The sequence below is a fragment of the Clostridium homopropionicum DSM 5847 genome (assembly GCF_001263795.1).
Lineage (GTDB): Bacteria > Bacillota > Clostridia > Clostridiales > Clostridiaceae > Clostridium_H > Clostridium_H homopropionicum.
Window position 1 is genome coordinate 182734 of record NZ_LHUR01000022.1, and the last position, 20056, is coordinate 202789.

Annotated in this window: 16 protein-coding genes; 8 read left to right on the forward strand and 8 right to left on the reverse strand. The window is 31.5% G+C overall.

Features of this window, described 5'->3' with window-relative positions; all coding sequences use genetic code 11:
* Nucleotides 1–344: 344 nt before the first annotated feature.
* Nucleotides 345–2279 carry a sigma 54-interacting transcriptional regulator gene (locus tag CLHOM_RS08930; protein WP_242846755.1) on the reverse strand — a complete coding sequence of 645 codons (1935 nt, stop codon included), beginning with the start codon at nt 2277–2279 and terminating at the stop codon, nt 345–347.
* 256 nt (nt 2280–2535) lie between these two features.
* Here CLHOM_RS08930 and CLHOM_RS08935 point away from each other — a divergent pair, with 256 nt between their 5' ends.
* The 3 genes from CLHOM_RS08935 (at nt 2536) to CLHOM_RS08945 (ending at nt 4755) form a co-directional block, all read left to right on the forward strand.
* Nucleotides 2536–2817: a hypothetical protein gene (locus CLHOM_RS08935; protein ID WP_052221354.1), complete on the forward strand. Its 282-nt coding sequence runs from the start codon at nt 2536–2538 to the stop codon at nt 2815–2817.
* A 148-nt stretch (nt 2818–2965) separates the two neighbouring features.
* Nucleotides 2966–4153, forward strand: a complete 1188-nt coding sequence (gene nhaA, locus CLHOM_RS08940; protein WP_052221355.1) for a Na+/H+ antiporter NhaA — start codon at nt 2966–2968, stop codon at nt 4151–4153.
* A 107-nt stretch (nt 4154–4260) separates the two neighbouring features.
* Nucleotides 4261–4755: a dihydrofolate reductase gene (locus CLHOM_RS08945; RefSeq protein ID WP_052221356.1), complete on the forward strand. Its 495-nt coding sequence runs from the start codon at nt 4261–4263 to the stop codon at nt 4753–4755.
* Between the two features lie 14 nt (nt 4756–4769).
* Here CLHOM_RS08945 and CLHOM_RS08950 read toward each other — a convergent pair whose 3' ends face one another.
* The 7 genes from CLHOM_RS08950 to CLHOM_RS08980 form a co-directional block, all read right to left on the reverse strand.
* Nucleotides 4770–5153, reverse strand: coding sequence for a response regulator transcription factor (locus tag CLHOM_RS08950; protein WP_052221357.1), 384 nt, complete (start codon nt 5151–5153; stop codon nt 4770–4772).
* A gap of 39 nt (nt 5154–5192) precedes the next feature.
* On the reverse strand, nt 5193–6488 hold the full coding sequence (locus CLHOM_RS08955; protein ID WP_052221358.1) for an HD domain-containing phosphohydrolase: 1296 nt from the start codon (nt 6486–6488) through the stop codon (nt 5193–5195).
* Between the two features lie 39 nt (nt 6489–6527).
* Complete coding sequence (locus CLHOM_RS08960; protein ID WP_074782707.1) at nt 6528–8462, reverse strand: sensor histidine kinase; 1935 nt, start codon at nt 8460–8462, stop codon at nt 6528–6530.
* A gap of 6 nt (nt 8463–8468) precedes the next feature.
* The gene (locus CLHOM_RS08965) at nt 8469–9335 is read right to left on the reverse strand and encodes a tRNA 2-thiocytidine biosynthesis TtcA family protein (protein ID WP_052221360.1); all 867 of its coding nucleotides are present in this window, start codon (nt 9333–9335) and stop codon (nt 8469–8471) included.
* A gap of 88 nt (nt 9336–9423) precedes the next feature.
* The gene (locus CLHOM_RS08970; protein ID WP_242846756.1) at nt 9424–10077 is read right to left on the reverse strand and encodes a VTT domain-containing protein; all 654 of its coding nucleotides are present in this window, start codon (nt 10075–10077) and stop codon (nt 9424–9426) included.
* A 56-nt stretch (nt 10078–10133) separates the two neighbouring features.
* Entirely contained in the window at nt 10134–12740 is a 2607-nt protein-coding gene (locus CLHOM_RS08975; protein WP_052221361.1) for a cation-translocating P-type ATPase, read from the reverse strand.
* A 242-nt stretch (nt 12741–12982) separates the two neighbouring features.
* Entirely contained in the window at nt 12983–13564 is a 582-nt protein-coding gene (locus CLHOM_RS08980) for a hypothetical protein (RefSeq protein ID WP_052221362.1), read from the reverse strand.
* A gap of 269 nt (nt 13565–13833) precedes the next feature.
* Here CLHOM_RS08980 and CLHOM_RS08985 point away from each other — a divergent pair, with 269 nt between their 5' ends.
* The 5 genes from CLHOM_RS08985 to CLHOM_RS09005 all read left to right on the forward strand — a co-directional run bounded on the left by CLHOM_RS08985 (nt 13834) and on the right by CLHOM_RS09005 (nt 20018).
* Nucleotides 13834–15405 (forward strand): FAD-binding oxidoreductase, encoded by a 1572-nt coding sequence (locus CLHOM_RS08985; RefSeq protein WP_052221363.1) that lies wholly within the window; start codon nt 13834–13836, stop codon nt 15403–15405.
* A gap of 9 nt (nt 15406–15414) precedes the next feature.
* Nucleotides 15415–16206, forward strand: coding sequence for an electron transfer flavoprotein subunit beta/FixA family protein (locus tag CLHOM_RS08990; RefSeq protein WP_052221364.1), 792 nt, complete (start codon nt 15415–15417; stop codon nt 16204–16206).
* Between the two features lie 11 nt (nt 16207–16217).
* Nucleotides 16218–17411: an electron transfer flavoprotein subunit alpha gene (locus tag CLHOM_RS08995; RefSeq protein ID WP_052221365.1), complete on the forward strand. Its 1194-nt coding sequence runs from the start codon at nt 16218–16220 to the stop codon at nt 17409–17411.
* 75 nt (nt 17412–17486) lie between these two features.
* On the forward strand, nt 17487–17879 hold the full coding sequence (locus CLHOM_RS09000) for a hypothetical protein (protein ID WP_341376972.1): 393 nt from the start codon (nt 17487–17489) through the stop codon (nt 17877–17879).
* 174 nt (nt 17880–18053) lie between these two features.
* A complete protein-coding gene (locus tag CLHOM_RS09005; RefSeq protein WP_052221366.1) occupies nt 18054–20018 on the forward strand; it encodes an alkaline phosphatase in 1965 nt (654 codons plus the stop codon).
* Nucleotides 20019–20056 lie beyond the last annotated feature (38 nt).

A 20056-nucleotide genomic window follows, 5' to 3' on the forward strand; every position in this document is an offset into this window, starting at 1 on the left:
TTTTAATAAAAAATATAAATAAAACTTTCATATCTCTAAAAATGCGGCCGCATATTTTCAATTTTAATTTCATTTTTATATATTGGCAAAGATGAAATCAAATTAAAAACATAGTTTTAGGTATATTTTCAGTTTTATATTAAATACCTTAGCAAATTGTATGCCAACAATATAACTTTGGAATAGTATAAAATAGCAATAGCAAAAAACCTCTGGCAATTGTCTAAAATAAAAGATTTTTTTAGTAAAAAACAAAAAAGAACCTACCTTTTTTTGGTAAGTTCATTAGATTTAATCAGAGGTTGGTTTTATTTTTGTTTTAAATTTGTATCAAATTCGTTTCATCATTTCAATCCATATTGTTTTAACTTCCGCCATAATGTAGAGCGACTAATTCCTAATTCTTCTGCTACTTTATTTCTATTATCAGAATATTTTTGCATTGCCCTACGAATCAGTTTTGCCTCCTCCGACTCTATTTCGGTATTTTTAAGTGTTGTAAACACCTCTGAATTCAACTCTTCAGGATTTAGAATTTGCTTTATTTGAGAAATATCAATCTTACCTTTAAAATCATTTGCCACAATACGTAAACAAAGATTATTTAGCTGTCGTATGTTTCCATACCATTTAATTTTCTTAAGCAGTTCTTTCGCATCGTCGGTTAGTAACATAGGTGTTTCTTCAAGATGATATTTCTTTCTCAGCTTTTGAAGCAAATGTTCTGCCAGTATGCCAACATCATCTCCTCTTTCATTAATCGGAGGCAATGTCAAGCGAAGTCCATCCAAACGATAATATAAATCCAGCCGAAACCGATTCTCCATTGCTTGCTGAAATAAATTCTTATTTGTTGCAGCTATTATTCGAATATCAACTGGTAGTATTCTATTATCTCCTAATCGCATGATTTCACGTTCTTGTATTACTCTTAATAGTTTAGATTGCAGGCTTAATGATATTTCACCTATTTCATCTAGAAAAATTGTACCAGTATGTGCCTGTTCAAATAAACCTACTTTCCCATTTGCCTGAGCTCCTGTAAAAGCACCTTTAACATATCCAAACAGTTCGCTCTCTATTAAGCTTTCACTGATGGCTGCACAGTTTATTGCAACAAATGGCCCCTTACATCTTTTACTAGAATTGTGAATGCTTTGCGAAAACAATTCCTTACCTGTACCTGATTGTCCAATAATAAGAATATCCGAGTCAATTTTTGAATATTTTTTTGCTTGTTTTATTACACTTTTAATAGCTGTACTTTCACCAATTATATCTTTAAAAGTATATTTTGCTACCCAACCCATGTTTTTTAATCTTTCACGAATATTCTTTTCTGTATTTTGAACTTGAGTGATATCCTGAAATGATACAATATGATAAATAGAACTATTTTTGATTCTTACCGGAACTTTATTAACTATTAGTTTTTTTCCAGAATAAGTAATGATATCATAAAAATAACTATTTTCATCTGCACAAATTTCAGTCAATCGATTATTTCCAAGTACTTCATATACACCCTTGCCGACTATTTCCTCTTTAATATTCAAGATTTTTTTAGCTGTATGATTACATAATAATATTTTTTGTTCTACATCTATTTGTATTATTCCTTCTAAAGAATAATCAACAACTGTTTTTAATAATTCAGTTTTTTGTTGTTGCTGTAGATGTAATCGAACCATTTTTTTCATTTCGCTAAATGCATACCATAAAGCTGTATTTCCAGTTCGAATAATCAATGTTTTCATACCAAGGCTAGATGCATAACTACAAGTTTCAACTCCACCTATTAAGACTTTACATCCGTCATTATATGCCATATCGACAGTTTCTTTAACATCCATAAGTGAATATCTATAATAAAGGCGAACATTTATATTCATTATTTTTGCCAAACGGTCTGTTCCCATGATCATAGAATGATTACCTACAACAGCTGTTAGTTGATTTCCAAAATTGTTTAATGCGTCTTTCAAACAATATATGATATCGTTACCAGAAACCGGTATATCAATTACAGGAATATTAGTCAATGCTTTGCGTAATAGCTCACATGTAATTCCTCGTGATATAATAGCATCATAATAATCAAAATCATGAGCTTCAATAGTAGTAAACTGGCTACTTGGCACAGCCCGTTCCTCTAATATATATTGACAATTTATATCCTTACTAATTTCATCAAAAGTTCGACAATGCTCTAAAAACGATTCTTGGACATTATCAAAAAAGCCTATAGTCGGAAAAACCAATGCAACCCTTATTTTCATATATTCACACCCTTAAAATTCTTTTACCTAATTTAATTATTCATAGATTATTTAAAATAGATAATAAATTCTTATATAGAAATAAAAATATACTAAGTATAGTGTATATGTTGATAGTATTAGTGTAAATACTGCTTTTTAAATAATTAAATTGTAATGGGTAGAATTGAAATTGGCTATATCATAACTATAAAATAATATTTTAGAGCTATTCTCCACTTTTATGATTATATAGAAGATTGCGGGTGCATCCAATATGAGATTGAAGTTAATTATTCTTACACTGATAACCTTTCTTCTATTATTCTATTTCACAAATCATCACTTCAATATATTTATAAAGAGTAAGCTTTTTTCTCAGCATACTCATAATGTCATTTATTCAGATAGCAAAAGAATGGATATACCATTGCCTCCTAATTCTGTATGGCTATTTAAAACCCCAACTGATGTTTATTATAGTAAATATAATGTTAAAATAGATCTTATTGGTGATAGTGATTCTAGAAGATATGGAATTTCTGATCCTAAATATTAATTTTCTAGGTGGGAAACTCAATCAGAGTATCCTGCCTTTTATTTTTTGTTAAAAATTTTATAACTAGGAAATACTTATTAGATAGATATAACTGAAGTTTTTAATTAAAATAAACTTTTCAATATAGTTAATAATCAGGAGAATACATATGAAAACTAAAGTTGCTAACAAAATTATTACTCCAATTATATATTTTTTCAAAAGTGAATCTGCCAGTGGTTTAATACTTTTAATTTGTGCTATTACTGCAATAATAATTGAAAATTCTAGTTTTGCTGTAACCTATGAACATATACTTCATACCTATATAACCATTGGATATAAGGAATTTTCTATATCTATGTCAGTTCTTCATTGGATCAATGACGGATTAATGGCTATATTCTTCTTTGTAGTTGGTATGGAAATAAAGCGTGAATTGGTGATTGGTGAACTTAAGTCCGTAAAAAAAACTATTCTTCCTATATCTGCTGCTATAGGAGGAATGATTGTACCAGCAATTATTTATGCAATATTTAATTATAATAAAGCAACCATTACGGGTTGGGGAATTCCAATGGCAACGGATATTGCATTCGCTTTAGGAACACTTTCTTTAGTGTCTAAAAAAGCACCAAAAGGGATAGTAGTCTTTCTTACTGCCTTAGCTATAGTTGATGATTTGGGAGCTATCATCATAATTGCTATATTTTATACCAGTCAGATTTCCTGGAATGCTTTTATTATAGGTTTAATTATTTTTATCGCTCTTATATTAGCTAATAAATTTAGAGTACAGTATACGTCTGTTTTTATTATTGGTGGAATATTACTATGGATTAGCTTTTTAAAGTCTGGTATACATTCAACAGTTGCTGGTGTACTACTTGGAATGGTTTTGCCTGTTGGGGAAAATACTTATGAATTTAAAAGATCAATATTACATAGACTTGAACACATTTTAACACCTTGGTCTGCTTATGTAATTATGCCAATATTTGCTCTAGCAAATTCAGGGATATCTATGAATTTAAAAAGTTTCTCTGCACTTATATTTACACCAATCAGTTTAGGAATTATATTTGGTCTATTTGTAGGTAAGCAGTTAGGTATATTTGTAACTTCCTACATTTTAGTAAAATTAAAAATCGCTAAACTTCCATCTCAAGTAACAATTAAACACTTATATGGTGCAAGTGTTCTTGGTGGTATTGGATTTACTATGTCATTGTTTATTTCATCTTTATCATTTTCAAGTGACACTATGTTATCCTCAGCAAAAATAAGTATTATGATCGCCTCAATTTTGGCTGCAATATTTGGCACGCTAATTTTTAAACTTATAAAATCTCAATAAATGTTAAGTTATGTTGACAATCTACCGCTTTCAATTGAACTTTAATAATTTCTGATATGGAATCTCTATCTTTAAATAGTGTATACTGAAACACGAGGTGAATTTAATTGTTAAGCTTTGTTGTTGCCGTATCTGAAAACAATGTTATAGGTAAAGATAATTCTCTTCTTTGGCATTTGCCTTCTGATTTAAAAAGGTTTAAAGAAATAACCTTATCAGAAAGTAAAACTATGATAATGGGAAGAAAAACCTTTGAAGCACTGCCTTATGTACTTCCTGGAAGAAAGCATATAATACTTACAAGAAACAAAAATTATAAGGTAGAAGATGAAGCTGTAATAATAATCAATGATATAGCTTTCCTAAAACCTATGATAGAATCTAAAGAAGAATTCTTTGTAATTGGCGGAGGGGAAATATATAAACTATTAATGCCCTATGCTAAAAAACTCTATCTGACTATAGTACATGAAAATTTTTGTGGCGATACTTTTTTCCCAGAATATAAAAATTTCCAATGGACCATTATAAAAAAACAAGAAGGCGTATACGATGAAAATAATCAGTATAAAAACACCTTCTTAATTCTTGAAAGAAAATAAAAATATTAAATTTTCTATAGCTTAATCTCGAGAACTTCTTCAGTTTTTTCTACAATTAAATCTGGGTCAAAGGGCTTTGTTAGGTATAAATCTGCTCCAACTTCAAGCCCTTTTTTTCTATCGAATTCTTGTCCCTTTGCAGTTAACAAAACTATATACAAATCATTTATTTTTAATTCATTCTTTACTATATTACATACATCAAATCCATTTATATGAGGCATCATTACATCTAAATAAACTAAATTAGGTCTTTCCGCTTTGATATATTCTAAGGCTTCTTTTCCGTTTTCAGCCACTAGAATTTGTACACCTTCCTCTTCAAAATCTTCAAGAGTTTGTTCTAGTAACATTCTAATGTGAGGTTCGTCGTCAACAATTAATATTTTTTTACACATAAAAACTCCCCCTTAACACTTAATCAACTAATTCTGTTATCACACTTTTACTCGCTTTAGAAATGCTTCCACTACAACAGGATCAAATTGCGTATTGATATTTTTATAAATTTCATTTAATGCCTGTTCTTTTTCTTTATTAGAGATATAAGGTCTATGTGAGGTCATTGCATCAAATGCATCTGCTACAGCAATTATTCTTGCTATTAAAGGAATTTCGGTCCCTTTTTTCCCATCAGGATAACCTTTACCATCATATCTTTCGTGATGCCCCCTAACAGATGGTACTACATCTTTTAGTTGATCAATGTTTTCTAGTATTTCTGCCCCAAAAACCGGATGTTTTTTTATTACTTCGTATTCTTCTCCAGTAAGCCTGCTATTTTTCAATAAAATTTTATCCTGTATTCCTATCTTTCCAATATCATGAAGTAGTGCTGCAAGTCTTACCTGAGTAATTTCCGACCTATTTAGTCCAAGCTCTTCCCCAATGGATATACTGTAAACGGCTACTCTTCTTGCATGTCCAGCTGTATATGAATCTTTTTTTTCTATTGTTTCGATTAAGGCTTCAATGGTTTGCAAAAATGTATCTCTTATGGAATCATAGAGGTTGGTATTATCTAGAGCTATCGCAGCCTGAGTGGCAATAGCATTTAAAAGCTTTAGGTCCTCCGAATCATAAATTATATTATTTGAGTTACTTATACTGATTACACCTAGAGTTTTATCTTTAACCTTTAAGGGAGTACAAACCATTGATTCACTGCCATCATCTAAATAGTTAATTATCTGCCCTACTCCCTCATCTAAAACTGTGTTTACATAATTATTCAAGCCTACCTCATTAATAGTTGAATTATGTTTATTAAGTTCTACTACTTTTTCTAAACGTTTTCTATCCTTACTGAAAACCGCTATTTCAGCTTTTGTTGAATTTATAAGTCTCGTGGCTTCTTCTAGAGCAATTTTAGATATCTCTTTAGCTTCAATTGTGCTGGCCATTTTTTCTGATAAATTATATAGTAGATTTATTTCTCTATATTTATTTAAGGTTTCTTTAATAAGCATCTTCTTATTGAACTCACTATTGCCTATATAGCTTAAAAGCTTTGCAATGATAGCTGCCTTACTTTCTCCCATTACAAAGCCTGCTACTTTTTCATTTATATTTATAGGAAATTCTATATCTTCATCCTTCTTTGAAGTTCCTAGAATTATATTTCCCTGCAAATCAAGTACGGAAATCTCTATATTAATTTCTCTTAATATATTATATACAATTTCTTTTACATCACTTTTGCCAACAAGTTTTTTTAAATTTACCTCGTTCACCACATTATCCTCCAAATAGATAAAACAATTTTTAAATCATTATTGGTGATCTAATATACTTTTTTCATACATTTCCTTATTGAAGCCTATTGGTAGTGAAAAAGAAAATCTGCTTCCTACATTTAATTCGCTTTTTACCCATATATTTCCACCATGTCTTTCAATAATTTTCTTACAAATTGTTAATCCTAAGCCTGTTCCCTTTGGTTTATTTGTTAAAGTATCCCCTACCTGTTTAAATTTTTCGAATACCTTAATAATATCTTTTTCATCAATTCCTATCCCTGAATCAATTACGCTTATAATAATTTCATCACCATTTCTTTTTGCTTCACATCTTACGTACCCTTTATCTGTAAACTTAATTGCATTAGATATTAAATTAATCACTACTTGCATTAACCTTTCCATGTCTCCATAAATTAATGGTAGATTTTCTTCAATAGTCTTGATTAATTTAATATTTTTCCCTTCAAAAAGGGCTGAAGTGGCTACAAGTGATTTCTCTAATATATCTTTAATAGCAACCTCTCCCATGTTCCACTGTATTTTTCCCTCTTCCATCTTAGATATATCTAAAACTTCATTAATTAAATGTGTAAGTCTCTCTCCTTCTGATACTATAATGTCTATGTTTTCAACTATCTGCTTAGAAGTTTTAGATACTTTTTTATCTTCAAGATTTACATAGGGTAAAATAGCTTTTTCATATTTCTTTTTTATGATTTTTGCAAAACCTAAAATTGATGTGAGTGGAGTTCTAAGTTCATGAGAAACTGTAGATAAAAAATCTGTTTTCATCTTATCTAGTTCTTTTAGCTGTTCATTTGTTTTAAGTAGAGTTTCTTCAATATGAATTCTCTCAAGAATTTCTTGTTTTAATTGACCTATTAGCCTTAAATCCTGTGCTACGATTATAGAACCAATTAAATCTCCAGACTTGTCCCTTATAACTTCACTGGACATACATACAGGAATTATGTCTCCTTCTTTAGTTTTAAATTCAACCTCAGTACCCTTACTAAAATTTATTCCGTGTCTTATATTTAGCAATTCTTTTTTTGCAGTATCCCTATCTCTAAATAAAAGGCTGATAGATTTTCCCATCATATCTTCATATTCATATTTTAGAATATCAAGAGTAAACTCATTTACCTTTAGTATTTTACCTGATGGGCTAACTAGTATTAAGAAGTCTCTTATTTTTGAGATGATTTCATCAATTGCTATCTCTGGAGTTAATACTAAAAATCTATACTTATTTATAGAATATAATATACCTAGGAGCCATATTAATGAAAATATCTGAGCTATAGCTGGAAATTGTATACCAAATACAGGAAATAAATTGTTAGTAATAAATCCACCTGTCAATGGAACAATGGCAGAATAGAATATTAACTTAGCTTGTCTTTTTTCTCTTTTACTTAAAGCTTTTTTGCCCCAATTCCATACCATTAAAAATCCAGTCATAGTATAGCTAGTCCAAAATAAAATAAATATTCTTGACCAAGGACTATGTATATCTTGCAACTCAGCTGTTCCATAAGGAGTAAAAATAAAATCATTAGCCATAAGGTTTCCTGAAGAATAAAGTCTAATTAAAAAAACTATAGGAGGTAAATAAATTAATACATAATACCACCATTTTTTTAGGATATTATTTTTACCTGTAAGTAAAGTGAAAAAGTGTACAAGAGTGCTAGAGAAAGTAACCCATCCAATAGCACTGATTTTATATAAAATTGAAATTACTTCTTTATTTGTTTCGCTATAAATAAATGAATAAGAAAGAGACCAAATAGCTAGAGTAATGCACTGAAAAAAGAAAACTCGCGTTATACTAGCTCTTTGCTCTTTCTGAAATACATATATTCCTATAACAAGATATACAGCAAAAGCAAGAAAGGACAGATTAGACAATAATACTGGTATTTTAATCATAAGAAAGTTCATAAAATCACCTTTATTCATACTCGATTATTCTTCATCGTAAAAATCTAAAAAGGAGTACTTTTTACCCTTCTTTTCCCATCCAACAATTGAATCCATATTTACATTATGTGCAGATTGGAAAATAGACTTTTCCACATCACTAAAGTTTTTCTTTAATTCTTTAATTAATTCCTTAACTTCACGACGTTTACTAGAAGTCTTTTGGGCAGCTACAATGCAACCGCAGTTCATAGGCGCTATACCAGCATTATTAATGAATCTTTTAATATCATCTTCATTAATATAATATAATGGTCTTATAAGCTCTAAGCCCTCAAAGTTGGTAGACTTTAGCTTTGGTCTCATGGTTTTAAAGTTACCTGCATATAAAATATTCAATAATGTTGTTTCTATTACATCATTATTATGGTGACCTAAAGAAAGCTTATTGCATCCAAGCTCCTTCGCCTTAGAATACAAGAAACCTCTTCTCATTCTAGCACACATATAACATGGATAGTCCTTTGCAATTCTATCTACAACTTCAAATATTCCTGATTCGAAAAGCTTAACAGGAATATTTAAATATTCACAATTACTTAATAGCAATTCCCTATTAGTCTCATGAAAACCAGGATCCATTGAAATGAATTCAAGCTCAAACTTGAATTTTCCATGTCTTTGAAGTTCTTGGAATAGTTTTGCCATTAAAAGGCTGTCCTTTCCTCCAGAAATAGCTACTGCAATTCTGTCTCCCTCTTTAATCAGCTCATAATCATTTATTGCCCTAGTGAATTTTGTCCATATCTTTTTTCTGTAAGATTTTATTATACTTCTCTCAATATCCTTTAATGGTTTCCTCTCTGTTAAAGGTATTATTATCTCGCAACCGCTTCCTGAAACACTGCTCATAATTCTCTCCCTATTTTTTCAATAATATTACATGCTTTATTTACATAATAGCATTCTTTATATATTTTATTTTATTGCAAAGATAATTTCAATTATTATTATACTTTTTAGCACCTTGTTTAATAATCCCAACCACAGCTGGCAGCATTGCAAAAATTGATACAAGCATTATGGCAAAAACAAGATTTCTTCTTACAAATTGAAAGCTTCCAAAGTAATATCCACCAAACAAATATACACTTACTCTAAGAATTCCTCCTATTGCTGAATATAAAATCAATCTGTAAAAGCTCATGGAACCTATTCCTGCAACAAATGCAACAAAGCTTCGTACTACAGGAATAAACCTTCCCATGATAATAGCCACTTTTCCATGCTTTTCATAAAATTCATGAGCTTCTTTAATATACTCTTTTTTAAAGAAGCGATTTTTCTCTTTTTTCATTATTCTCTTTCCAAAATATTTTCCTATTGAATAGCACACAGAATCCCCAAGAACTACTGCTGAACATAACATAATAAAAACTAATGGTAAATTTAATAATCCTAGGTAAGTTAAAGCACCAGTAACGAATATCAAGGAATCCCCTGGTAAAAAGGTCATTATTATTAACCCTACTTCACTAAAAACTATTAAAAATACTATTAAATATGCTAAAAAGGTATTTTGATTTACAATTGTGTATAAATACTTATCCAAGTTAACCATAAAAGACATTAGATGACCAAAGTCTAATAACATTTTTATTCCCCTTATTAAAACCAATTTTCTAATATAATTTATTATAAGTATATCCCTTATTTGGCTTTAATAAATATCAATTTATAAATTTGTACTAAAATAAATGGTAATATTGATAAACCGTATATAATCTTTAGATTATGAATTGTAAGAGGTTCTACCTGGAATATTCCTCCTAATGGTTTAACAAGCAGTACTATATTTAATAATGCTAATCCAAGACCAAAAGCTAACCATAAATATTTATTGGTAAATAATCCAATTTTAAATACTGATTCCTTTCCTCTACAGTTAAAACCATGTACTAATCTTGATAAACATAAAGTTGCAAAGGCCATAGTACTTGCAACCTTGTTTCCATCATAAAATAATCCGATTCTAAAGGCTATCATAGTACAAACAGCAATTATAAAGCCCTCAATAAAGATTTCAGTTCCTAGGCTCTTGCTCAATATTGGACTATTTATATCTCTTGGCTTTTCCTTCATAACACTAGCTTTATGAGGTTCTAACCCTAAGGCTATTGCTGGTAAGCTATCTGTCAAAAGATTTATAAATAATAAATGTACTGGTGCAAAGGGAATCGGCAAGGCTGCAAGAGAAGCATATAAAACTGCTATTATACCTGCAGTATTCCCTGAAAGTAAAAACCTAATAGAGTTTTTAATATTTTCATAAATGTTTCTTCCGTTAGAAACCGCCTTTACAATAGTTGCAAAATTATCGTCAGTAAGCACCATGGCAGCAGCATCCTTTGCCACCTCTGTACCTGTAATGCCCATTGCTATGCCAATGTCAGATTGTTTTAAAGCAGGAGCATCATTTACTCCATCCCCAGTCATGGCTACAACGTTTCCTTTATCCTGCCATGCTCTAACTATTCTAATCTTATTTTCAGGAGATACTCTAGCGTAAACAGATATTTTTTCAACCTTCTCCTTTAGTTCTTCATCACTGAGCATATCTAATTCATAGCCTTCCATAGCCTCTGATTCATCCTTTAAAATTCCTATTTCCTTTGCTATGGCAGAAGCTGTAATTTTATGATCTCCAGTTATCATTACTGGCTTAATTCCTGCACTTATACATGCCTCAACAGCTTTAGCTGATTCTTCTCTTGGAGGATCCATCATAGAAATTAATCCTACAAATGTTAATTCTTTTTCATCTTCTAAGGTTATTACTGTATTTTCATCTACTTCTTTATAGGCAAAAGCTAAAACTCTGAGACCAACTTTAGAAAATTCTTCATTGACCTTTTCAATCTTCTCCCTATCTTCCTGTGTAAACTCACGTATTCCTTCAGTAGACTCTATGCTGGTACATCTATCTATCAATACATCTAAAGCACCTTTAGTAATCATAGAAGCTTTGTCCCCAATTTTATTTAAAGTACTCATTAGCTTCCTATCTGAATCAAAAGGGATTTCATTTAATCTTGAATATTTTTCTCTTATACTTAGTTCCTTTAGTTCATAAATCCTTCCTAAGTTTATTAGAGCTACTTCTGTAGGATCTCCAATTTCCTTCTCTTCATCTGAAATAGCATCACTGCACAATAATCCCATTAGTACTAGCTTTTCTTGAAGCTTATTATTTATTTCAAGCTTATTAGAATCTATAATTTCATCTTCTACATATATATTTTTTACAGTCATTTTATTCTGGGTTAAGGTTCCAGTCTTGTCAGAACAAATAACTGAAACACTTCCAAGGCTTTCAACAGCTTGAAGCTTTCTTATAATTGCATTTTGCTTGGACATCTTTTGTGTACCTAGTGCTAGTACAATTGTAACAATAGAACTTAAAGCTTCTGGTATAGCGGCTACAGCTAATGCTACTGCAAACATAAAGGAATCTATAAGCACATAGCCTCTATATATATTTAAACTAAAGACAAGTATACAAATGGCTAAGATTACCATTGCAAGCTTCTTTCCAAAATCATCTAAGCTCACTTGCAGCGGAGTTTTCTTCTCCTTAGTAGTTTCTAAAAGTGTGGCAACCTTTCCTAATTCAGTACTCATTCCTATATCTGTAACAATCATTTCTGCTCTTCCATAGGTCACAAGACTTCCTGCGAAAATCATGTTTTTTCTATCTCCTATAGGAACATTACTAGCTTCTATAGTATATAATTCCTTAACAACGCTTTCTGATTCCCCAGTGAGTGAACTTTCATTTACCTGTATACTATAATTTTCAATTATTCTTCCATCAGCACTTACGTAATCTCCTGCTTCTAAAAATAATATATCTCCAACTACAACCTCTCTAGAAGGAATTTCTATCTTACTTCCATTTCTAAAAACCCTAGCTACTGGTGATGACAGTGCTTTTAAACTGTTTAAAGATTGCTCTGCCTTAATATGCTGAACTGTACCTAAAATCGCATTTAAAATTATTACAGCAAATATAACAATAGCACTTTCTACATTTCCTAAAAACATAGAGATAACTGCTGCTCCAACTAATATAATCACAAGAAGGTCTTTAAATTGTTCCATAAAAACTTGTAATACAGTTTTCTTTCCACTTTCTCGAAGTTCATTATACCCGTATTCTTCTCTTCTCTTTTGTACTTCAGCATCACTCAAGCCATCAGAACCTACCCCAAGAATTTCTTTGATATCTTCCACTGACTTTTTGTAAACCTCTTTCATTATAGTTCCCCTTTCAAAAATAGATTAAATAAAAAAGACCTTTAATATAATCCTAGCAGTATTAGAATTATATTAAAAGTCTTGTAACCAATTTTATTGGCGTATAATACCAGATTAGATGTTCTAATCGTAATGTTGGCATTATATCTTTAACTACTCCCTTTTAATAAAAACCATATGTTTTTATCTTGGTTATATTATATGGTATTAATAACCTCTTGTCAAGGGCTTGTTTCCAAATTTTACGAAGAAATTTTCATATCCTCTTCATATCTTATATTAGCTATATTAGCATTATGCTTCGATAAAATACCCTTACGAACTAACCTTAGTCCTTTAGCCCTTCTAAAATCTCCAGGTATTACAAGTCCTGAAGGTTTTTTTATAATTTTTATATCACTTCTTTCTAGCACAGTAGCTACAAATTGAGAGCAGAAGTACGCATTTCTTCTACTAATAGGTCGTTTCATCAAAATTCCTAAAAGACCGAGAAAATTGTACCCATACTTGTCCTTCATTTTATATAAGCTCTGGATTTCTCTTTTTAATTTATCGTATTGATTAATAGATATACTTAAAGAATACAATTCATAAGTAGTATTCTTAAACTTTGCATAGGTTCCTCCACTTATATCTTCTTTTATTAACCCTGCAATTATAGGATTATTTACAAACCTTCTCCCAAAACTATAAGTTTCATTTAAGCCTAAGTCAAATGAAATAGAAACATGAGAATAGGGTTCTCTTGTGTAAAATCTTATTATTTTTGAAGGAATTGTTCCCGTATGAGTTAATAATATAAATACCTCTCTCTTTTCTGCCATGTTTATACCTCACTAAAACCTTAATTAGCCCCATAATAAAAGCATTTACTTATTAAAATTTATATTCATAATACTTTGTACATTATACTTTAAGCTAGTTAGCGCATTATGTCAAATTATGTTCTTAATAAAAAAGTAACATTTATATATTAAATGACTTTAAAAATATATCAGATTAAGTTATACTTAAATTTAAATTGTATTTATAAATTACAAGATAGTTTTGGGGTAAATTATCTTATTATTACTAAAAAAGGGGGCAATTTGTGATGGAAAATGTTCTTATTAGAAAACTTGAAAAAGAGCATCAGGACTATTTAAGAGATGAGTCTCGTAGAACTGGTACTGGTGAATCTATTTCTTTTCCTAAAACTGAAAAAGAAATTATTGAAATATTAGAATCTTTAAAGACTAAGGGAACTTTAATAACTACTCAAGGTACTCGTACTGGAATAACTGGTGGTGCTGTACCTGAAGGTGGTCACGTATTAAGTTTAAGCAGAATGAATAAAGTAATGGGTCTTCGCTATGATGAAAAAGCACAAACTTTTTTTGTAAAAGTTCAACCTGGAGTTGTTTTATCACAGCTTAGACTTGCTTTAAAGAAAAAAGAATTTGATGATACAGAAAATTGGGATAGTGAATCTCTAAAAGCACTAGAAAAGTTTAAAAACTCCGAAGAATACTTCTTTTCACCTGATCCAACTGAAACTTCTGCATCAATAGGCGGTATGATAGCTTGTAATGCATCTGGAGCTTGCTCTTTCAAGTATGGTCCTACAAGAAATTACATTGAAGCTATGCGCATAGTTCTAGTTGATGGAGATGTAATTTCCCTAAGCCGTGGAGAAAATAAAGCAGAAAATGGTTCCTTTACAATAAGTACGCTTTCTGAAAAACTTATTAAAGGTTCCGTTCCTGACTATCTTATGCCAAAGGTTAAAAATGCTTCAGGATATTTTACATTAAAAGATATGGACTTACTAGATTTATTTATAGGTTCTGAAGGTACTTTAGGTATAGTAAGCGAAATAGAGCTAAAGCTTTTAAAAGCTCCTAAGGTACATTATGCAGTAACTGCCTTCTTTGATCAGGAAGAAAAAGCTTTAAAGTTTGTTCAAAGCATAAGAAAAAATGTTTCTCCAGTAGCTGTAGAGTATTTTAACTCTAATGTATTAAATCTACTTAGAAAAGCTAAAATAGAAAACCCTGCCTTTAACAAATTATTAGATTTGCCTTCTCATTATAATTCAGCAGTTTATACTGAATATGCTGGAAATAGTGATGAAGAGGTTGAAGATATGGTAATAAAAGCAGGAGAAATTATAGAGTCCTGCGGTGGAAATGAAGGAGACACTTGGGTTGCAACAAGCCCTCAAGCTAACGAACAGCTCCATTTCTTCAGACATGCAGCTCCTGAGTCTGTAAATCTTCTAATTGATAATAGACGTAAGACTCATCCAGCTATCACAAAGCTTGGAACTGACATGGCAGTACCTGATTCATGCCTTGAAGATGTCATGAAGCTTTACAACAAGAGCTTAGAGGAAGCAGGTTTGGAATCTGTTATATTTGGCCACATTGGAAATAACCATTTGCATGTAAATATAATCCCAAGGGATATGGATGAATATCATAAAGGAAAAGAATTGTACAATAGTTGGGCTGAAAAAGTAATAGCTATGGGTGGTACAGTATCTGCTGAACATGGTATTGGTAAACTTAAAATTCATCTATTAGGAAAGATGATGGGAGAAAAGGGAATTAAGGAAATGAAAGCCTTGAAAAACTTATTTGACCCTGAAAATAGACTAAATAGAGGAAACCTTTTTGAGGAGTAGGTGAAAAGAATGAATATAATCGTATGTGTAAAGCAAGTTCCTGGAACTAATGAAGTTAAAATGAATAAAGAAACCAATACTATAATAAGAGAAGGAATTGAATCAATCATAAATCCTTTTGATACTTTTGCCATTGAAGAAGCTTTAAGATTAAAGGATGCCCATAAAGGCAAGGTAACTGCTTTAAGTATGGGAATCCCACAAACAGCTCAACTTTTAAAGCAAACCATGGCTCTTGGAGTAGACGAAGCTTTCCTTTTAAGTGACAGAGCCTTTGCAGGAGCAGATTCTCTTGCAACCTCCTATGCACTTTCCATGGGAGTAAAGAAAATTAAAGACTATGACCTTATAATATGCGGTAGACAAGCAACAGATGGCGACACTGCTCAAGTAGGCCCTAGCCTTGCTGAGAAGCTAGGTATACCTCATATTACTTATGTTAATAAAATCGAAGAAATTGGGGATGGATTTATTCGCTGCACTAGACTTACCTCTGAAGGATATGAAGTAATAGAGTCCTCACTTCCAGCTCTTATAACTGTTATGGAAGACTTAAATGTACCAAGACTTCCTTCTATTAAAAACCTAAGAGATGCTAAAAATAGGGAGGTTGCTATCTTAAACATTTCTGATATAAATGCCGATAGCAAATTCACCGGATTATCTGGTTCTCCAACTCAGGTTGTAAAGACCTTCATACCAGAATACAATATCAGCAGTGAAATGATAGAAGGAACACCAGAAGAGCAAGCTGAAAAACTAGTAGATAATTTATTATCACTTGGCTTGTCATTTCAATAGGGAGGTATATTATGAGCAGTATTAAAATATTAAAGGATAAGTGTGTGGGCTGCAAGCTGTGTGTGAACTCATGCCCTTTTGGAGCCATCAAAATTGAAGATAAAAAAGCTGTAATCTTAGATAATTGTACCTTATGCGGTTCTTGTGTAAGTACATGTAAATTTAAGGCTATAGATTTAATAAAAGATGAAGTTAAAGGAGTAGACACTTCTGAATATAAAGGTATATGGGTTTTTGCTGAACAAAAGGATGGAGTTTTAGAGTCTGTTTCTCTTGAACTTTTAGGCCAAGCTTCAAGACTTGCTAAAGACTTAGATACTGATGTATCTGCTGTATTACTTGGAAGTTCTTTAGAAAACACTGTAAAAGAACTTATTGCCTATGGTGCAGATAATGTTTATTGCATAGATGATCCGTCACTTTCAAGATATAACGATGAAAGTTATGCAAATATAATTTGCGATTTAATAAAACAATATAAGCCAGATATAGTCCTTTTAGGAGCAACAGCTTACGGTCGTTCATTAGCTCCTAGAATATCCTCAAGATTAAATACTGGTCTTACAGCTGATTGCACAATTCTAGAAATAGATAAAGAAAAGAAAATTTTGCTTCAAACAAGACCAGCTTTTGGTGGTAATTTAATGGCTACAATTGTGTGCCCTAACCACAGACCACAAATGTCAACAGTTCGTCCTAAAGTTATGAAAGCTATAGAGCCAGATTATAATAGAAAGGGTACCATAATTAACCCTGAAGTAATAATACCAGCTTCTACAAAAGTTAAAGTTTTAGATGTATGCACTTTCCCTAAGGAAGAATTAAACTTAGAAGATGCTGAAATAATAGTTGCAGCTGGAAGAGGTATTGGTGACTCTAAAAATCTGCAGCTAGTAGAAGAATTAGCAAAGGTGCTTAATGCTACAGTAGGGGCATCTCGTGCTGCAGTAGATGAAGGCTATATTGAGTATGCACACCAAATAGGTCAAACTGGTAAAACTGTATCTCCAAAATTATATATTGCCTGTGGAATATCAGGAGCAATACAACATTTAGCTGGAATATCTTCTTCAGAGATTATTGTGGCAATTAATAAAGATCCAGATGCTCCAATCTTTAAAGTTGCTCATTACGGAATTGTAGGAGATATAGAAAAAATTCTTCCACAATTAATTGAAAAATTCAAAAATAAATTAGTAAAATAAATTATTATTTATTATTAACCTAATTCAGCCATATTACATATCATGTATTGTAGTACTTAAAAGGAGTGTATTTTCTTGTATCCATACGACGAAACTTTTTACTATAGTGATGATATGTATCGCCAATTCCCACCAGGAGGCGGTCCTCCATTTGGACCACCTACAGGATTCCCAGGTGGAGGAATGGGTCCTTCTGGTGCTCAACCTATGGGTCCACCACCATCCTTTACGCCTTCTCAAACTCAGGCTCAAAGCTTTGGCGGCATCGGAGTACAGGCAGTAGATCCAGGTGCTATTAGAAGATGTCTTTATAGGTTTACCTATGTATGGCTGGATAATGGCAGAAGCTTTTGGATTTTCCCTGTTTTCGTAGGAAGAAGATCCCTTGCTGGTTATAGATGGAATGGCAGAAGATGGGTTTACTTCGGAATTGATTTAAGAAGAATAGACAGTTTTGTTTGTTACTAAACTAAGAAAGTTTCAATAGGAAGCTATTTTATTACTTTAAGTAATAAGGTAGCTTCCTTTTATTAGTAATATTTAACAACTCCTTAAACTATACATAAACTTCTCATAACTTACGTGTAATAGTATTATAAATAGAAATTGTTTATTCTATTTATAATTTAGGAGGAATTTTTTATGCTTAAAGCTAAGAAAAAGATTGCTGCTATAATTTGCTCTGCAATAGTGGCAGGACAATTATCAACAGGTTTAGTTCAACCTCTACTTGGAATTTCTAATACTGTTTATGCAGCAGAAACAAAAGTGATAAAGAAAGCTAAAAATGTTATTTTCTTAATTCCTGACGGAATGAGTGTAGAATCAGTTACTCTTGCTAGATTATATTACGATCTAAAAAAGGACGGTATTGGAGGAAATGATCAATTGACTATGGATTCCATATTGACAGGTTTAGTAAAAACCTATTGGCAAGATGGACCTATAACTGATTCTGCTCCAGGTGGTACAGCTTTTTCAACTGGTTTTAAGACAGAAGATAAACATATAGGAGTTTTAAGTAATAAAGATGGAAATATACCTAAGGCTACTTTAATTGAAGCTGCAAGACAAGCTGGAAAAGCTACAGGCCTTATAGCAACTTCTGAGGTTACTCATGCAACTCCTGCTGATTTTTCTGCTCATGCAGCCTCAAGAAGCCAATATAATTCAATTATGAAGCAAATGGTATATGGAGACTTCGACTTAGTTTTAGGCGGAGGAGATAGAATATTATCTTCTGAAGCAAAATCAGATAACGGAAAAACTCAATATAGAAAAGATGGAATAGATTTAAGAGAAGTATTAAAATCTATGGGATATACTTATTTAACTACTAAGGATGAGCTTAATTCCACAAAAGCTACTAAGATGTGGGGATTATTTGCACCTCAAGCCTTTGCAGCAGATATTGACAGAGAAAAGGTAGCTCCTACAGAACCCACTATAGAGGAAATGACAAATAAAGCATTAGAAATATTGTCTAAAGATAAAGAGGGTTTCTTCTTAATGGTTGAGGGAAGCCAAATTGACTGGGCAGGTCACGCTAATGATCCATCAAAAATTGCTTCTGAAATAGTTGCTTATGATAAGGCAGTAAAAGCTGCTCTTGATTTTGCTAAAAAGGATGGAAATACTGTTGTTATTTCTGTATCTGATCACAGTACAGGTGGCGGAACCTTGGGTATGGTTGATTTAGGTAAGGATATTGGAAAAGATTACGCTTCTGTTACTTTTGAAGATACCATAGTGAGGCTAACAAAGGCAAAGGCATCTACTGGATTAATTTCAGAACAGCTAAAGCAAAAAGATGTTGATACTATAAAATCAAGTGTTAAAGAAAATTTTGACTTTGATAATTTGACAGAAGAAGAAATAAAAACTATACAAGATGGAAATTTAACTAGCGTGGTTAATAAAAGAGTTGGTATAGCTTGGTCTAGTAACAACCACACAGCTGGTGATGTAGGTTTATACTGTTATTCTCCCGCTGGAGTAGAAAAATTATCTGGTTTAGTTGACAACACAGAAGTTGCAAAATACCTAGAAAGAGTTACAGGCTTAAACTTAGCTACTGCCACTAGCCAATTGTTCCAAAAGGCAAGTGTAGGCTTTGAAAAGCTAGGTGGAGAAATCTCTATAGATTCATCTGATATAGATAATCCAGTTATTATAGTAACTAAGGACAGTAACACCTTAAAACTATATGGTTTTACTAATCAAGGTGAATTTAATGGAACAAAGGTTAAATTTGATGGAGTAATTGTTCCTATTACAAAAGACGGAAAAACCTACAAAGTACAAGATGTTTATGTTCCTCAAGATGTTTTAACAAAATTTTATGCTTACACTACTGCTGGAAAGGTAGTAGAAATAAAGAAGCCTGAAGTTAAAGTAACTGAATCAAAAACTTCTAGCCTTATAACTGGTATTGTTAATGCCTCTGCTCTAAACGTAAGAGCTTCAGCAAGTTCTAAAGGTAAAAAAATTGGAGTATTAAAAAGTGGAACATCTGTTACAATAGTTGGTGAATCAGGCAACTGGTATAAAATAAACTACGGCACTTCCAATGGATATATTTATAAAACTTATATTACCCTAAAATAAATCGGTTTCCCTTAATATTTCATTATAAATAAATCCTG